4 protein-coding genes and 1 pseudogene are annotated in these 3,878 nt (G+C 62.0%); all 5 read right to left on the minus strand.

All coding sequences use genetic code 11. From position 1 onward, the window contains the following. A pseudogene (gene purH / locus I5W_RS29055) lies at window positions 1-462 on the minus strand (bifunctional phosphoribosylaminoimidazolecarboxamide formyltransferase/IMP cyclohydrolase); the annotation flags it as partial. An 81-nt stretch (window positions 463-543) separates the two neighbouring features. Next, a complete protein-coding gene (locus tag I5W_RS10830; protein WP_008117471.1) occupies window positions 544-777 on the minus strand; it encodes a Fis family transcriptional regulator in 234 nt (77 codons plus the stop codon). Between the two features lie 167 nt (window positions 778-944). Then, a complete protein-coding gene (dusB, locus tag I5W_RS10835) occupies window positions 945-1,973 on the minus strand; it encodes a tRNA dihydrouridine synthase DusB (RefSeq protein WP_044529229.1) in 1,029 nt (342 codons plus the stop codon). A gap of 163 nt (window positions 1,974-2,136) precedes the next feature. Further along, window positions 2,137-3,504: a type II toxin-antitoxin system HipA family toxin gene (locus tag I5W_RS10840; protein ID WP_083893513.1), complete on the minus strand. Its 1,368-nt coding sequence runs from the start codon at window positions 3,502-3,504 to the stop codon at window positions 2,137-2,139. After that, window positions 3,498-3,767 (minus strand): helix-turn-helix domain-containing protein, encoded by a 270-nt coding sequence (locus I5W_RS10845; RefSeq protein WP_044529230.1) that lies wholly within the window; start codon window positions 3,765-3,767, stop codon window positions 3,498-3,500. The genes I5W_RS10840 and I5W_RS10845 overlap by 7 nt, the downstream gene beginning before the upstream one ends. Window positions 3,768-3,878 lie beyond the last annotated feature (111 nt).

Here is a 3,878-nt window from a genome sequence, read left to right on the forward strand (position 1 = left end):
GCAGCACGCCGTCAAGTCGGTCGGGTCACAGATGACGATCACGTCCTTGTGGTTCTTGGCCGAGGAACGCAGCATGGCCGGGCCGCCGATGTCGATGTTCTCGATCGCGTCTTCCAGCGCGCACTCGTCCTTGGCCACGGTCTGCTGGAACGGGTACAGGTTGACCACCACCATGTCGATGGTGGGAATGCCGTGCTGTTCCAGGGCGGCGACGTGCTCGGGGAAATCGCGACGCGCCAGGATGCCGCCATGCACCTTGGGATGCAGCGTCTTCACGCGGCCATCCAGCATTTCCGGGAAGCCGGTGTAGTCGGCCACTTCGGTGACCGGCACGCCATTGTCGGCCAGCAGCTTGGCGGTGCCGCCAGTGGACAGGATGTTGACGCCCATGGCGGACAGCGCGCGCGCGAAGTCGAGCACGCCTGCCTTGTCGGATACGGAAATGAGTGCTTGTTTGATCATGGTAGGCAAGACTGGTAAGGAAAAGGAAACCTGGGAAACCGTGGAAGAAAGCTGCGGCGCCACCACCGGAGTGGCCGTGGGCTACAGCAGGCCGTGCTGCTGCAGCTTCTTGCGCAGCGTGTTGCGATTGATGCCGAGGATTTCGGCGGCCTGGGACTGGTTGCCCTCGGCGCGCGCCATCACGGTCTCGAAGACCGGTTTTTCGACGGTGGACAAGACCATGTCATAGACATTGGTCGGAAGCTGCTCACCCAGATCCCGGAAATATTTTTCCAGGCTCTTCTTGACGACATCCTCAATACTTTCTTTGCTCATTGCTCTGCTGCTTCTGTTCTTGTCGGCTCGCCACACACGGCCCGATGCGCCGTTTTCCCCTTGCGCGATGTTGCGTGGTGATGCCGTCTTGTTGATCAATTGCGCGCCAGCGCATCCGCTACCCTGTCCTGCCGTGCCGCCGATGGGGCCAGTGCATGGCCCACTCACTACGCGGCCAGCGGGACCTCTTGCATCTCCTGGGCCAGTTCGTATTGCAGGCGTTCGCCATGGGCGGCCTGGTCGGCGAAGAATTGCCGCACTGCCTGCAACTGCTGGCCGCAGTCTTCGATGCGGTTCATGCTGCGGCGGAACTGCTCGCCGCCCGGCAGGTCGCGCACATACCAACCGATATGCTTGCGCGCCGTGCGCACGCCCAGGTACTCGCCATAGAACGCGTAGTGGGCCTGCAGGTGCTCGGCCATCAGGTGCTCCACTTCGCTCACCAGCGGCGCCGGCAGAAAGTCGCCGGTGCGCAGGAAGTGATCGATCTCGCGAAAGATCCAAGGCCGCCCCTGGGCGGCACGGCCGACCATGACGGCATCGGCCCCGGTGATGCGCAAGACTTCACGCGCCTTCTCGGGGGTGGTGATGTCGCCGTTGGCCACCACTGGAATCTTCACTGCCGCCTTGACCGCGGCGATGGTCTCGTATTCCGCTTCACCACTATAGCCATCGGCGCGGGTGCGGCCATGCAGGGTCAGCATGGCGATGCCGGCGGCCTCGGCGCGGCCGGCGATCTTCAGGGCGTTTTTGTTGGCGCGGTTCCAGCCGGTACGGAATTTCAGCGTCACCGGCACGTCCACCGCCGACACCACCGCATCCAGGATGCGCGCCACCAGTTCCTCGTCCTGCAACAGGGCCGAACCGCACCAGCTATTGCAAACCTTCTTGACCGGGCAGCCCATGTTGATGTCGATGATCTGCGCGCCGCGCTCGACGTTGTACTTCGCGCAATCGGCCAGCATGAGCGGATCGGCGCCGGCGATCTGCACCGCCTTGGGTTCCATCTCGCCATCATGGTTGATGCGGCGCGAAGTCTTCTCGCTGTGCCACAGCCGCGGATCGGAGGCCGCCATTTCGGACACGGCATACCCTGCCCCCAGTTGCTTGCACAACTGGCGGAACGGACGGTCGGTCACACCCGCCATGGGGGCGACGAACACGTTGTTGCGCAGGGAATAGGGCCCAATGTTCACGACGTGGATCAGGGGGAGGTTCGGGGAAGGGCGCTATTTTAGCGCGATTGACGGCCCCCGCCCAGCAAGAATGGGGCGTGGTTACATCTTTGGGGCTGATTATTTATTGGGCAGAATCAATTATTAATTAAATGCCAACGCCCTATATCACCGGGCAAGAATTTCATGCAGTTTGAACGAATGACAGGAGGCTGCTTGCCGAACGACGCAGGCCATCCAGGATGGATGCTGCCAGCTCTGACGGGAAGCCTGGGGGCAGATCGGCTTGCACCTTGGCAATGACCTGGTCCGTCTGCTCGGCCAGTTCTTGCAGGATGGCACGGGGGCCGTCGCCATTCTCGGCGACGATACCGAAATGAATACCCAACGCCATCCAGTGCCGGGGCAGGATTTCCTTCATCTTGCGATGGGCATTCTTGGCGCGTACGGTCATGGCCATGGCGGCGCGATGGGAGGAGAGCTTGCCCGGCCCTTCGCCAATGAGCGGAAACACCGACAGCACGTCATACAGGGGCGTGGGTTCGTAGCGCCCCCCTGCCTTGAGGAACAGCGAGAAATTCTTGGCATGACCATCAGTGGCCCACAGCATCCAGAACAGCAGTTGCGCCTTGAAGAAGTGCCGACGCGCGGCCACCGGATCGATGGCGCCGCCCAGCAAGGCCATGATCTCCTTCATGCCGGGGCCGCCATCGGCCTCATATTTCAACCAGGGAGAGATGCCGGTCGCCTGGCACATGTCTTCTTGCGGCAGGCGCAGCAGCATGGCCTCGCCGCTCGCGGGGTCGCGGCTCCAGCGGCGGTCGAAGCGCTCCACCGCCAACACCTTCTGGTCTTCGAAACAGAGGATGTCGCAGGCGGCGACCGGCATCCCATACGCGGCGAGGATGCGTGAGCACAGCCACTCATTCTCGACCGAATGGCGCAAATCGAGCTGGAGCCCGCCCACCAGGCCCATGGGCAGTTTCAGGATATGGGTGGTAGGCGTGGCGCCATGCGGCCAACACCATTGGTCAAGGTGACGCAGCAGGGCGGTTTTTTCCTGGGCGCCGGCAATGGAGAGCCGCAACTCCTGGCCCTCAATCAGGGCCAGGGGCGTCGGTTCCAGGGTCTGGTGCAGCAGTTCGGCCACTTCCCGCTCACTCAAGGGGCGGGCATCAATGCTCCAAGACAGCTCAGGTGTGGTGCCAAGAGGCAATATCTGCAAGGCCCCCACGCAATCGCGACCGGCTTCGGCCAGCAGGGCGAAGGCATCGGTATCGGCGGCCTGGTAACGGCGTGCCAGCCGCTCGCGAATGGCTTTGCTGTCTGGCAGCAGGTTTTCGAAATAATGCCGTACCAGGTCGCCGCGATGGGGGGGATTGCCCGGCCGGAAAGGCAGGGAAAGCGACAATGGCCGGCCGCTGGCGGAGGCGACCCAGCGGGCGTCATATTGCAGGCTGTCGCCTTGTGCCGTCAGCGCCCAGGTCCCCACGAAACTGCCATTCATCCACAGGCCGAGCTCCTTGGGCTTGCGGCGGCGTGCCGTTACCATTGGGGTGTATCCAAGGGGGAAGCAAGAGAGTCGGAGGGGGCCGCTTCGATCTTGCGCAACACCAGCTCGACGCCCAGGATATTGAGCAGCTCGATGAGGCGCTCGGCGCTCACCTTGTCGGCATTGCGCTCCAGCGAGGACAGGTTCTGCTGGGTCACGCCCAGGCGGCGCGCGACCTCGCTTTGGGTCATGCCGGACTGCTTGCGATAGGCCTGCAACAGCTCAGGTAGCTGGTGGCCGGTGCGCACGGGAAATTCGCTCATACAACCCCGCTACGTGATGACGTAAAAACAAAGCATACTTTGTTTTTTGGCTTTACGCATTATAGGTTGTATTTTCAAATTACAAATCAAAACTTGTATATTAAATACAAA

The sequence above is a fragment of the Herbaspirillum sp. B65 genome (genome assembly GCF_000333555.1).
GTDB lineage: Bacteria > Pseudomonadota > Gammaproteobacteria > Burkholderiales > Burkholderiaceae_D > Herbaspirillum > Herbaspirillum rubrisubalbicans.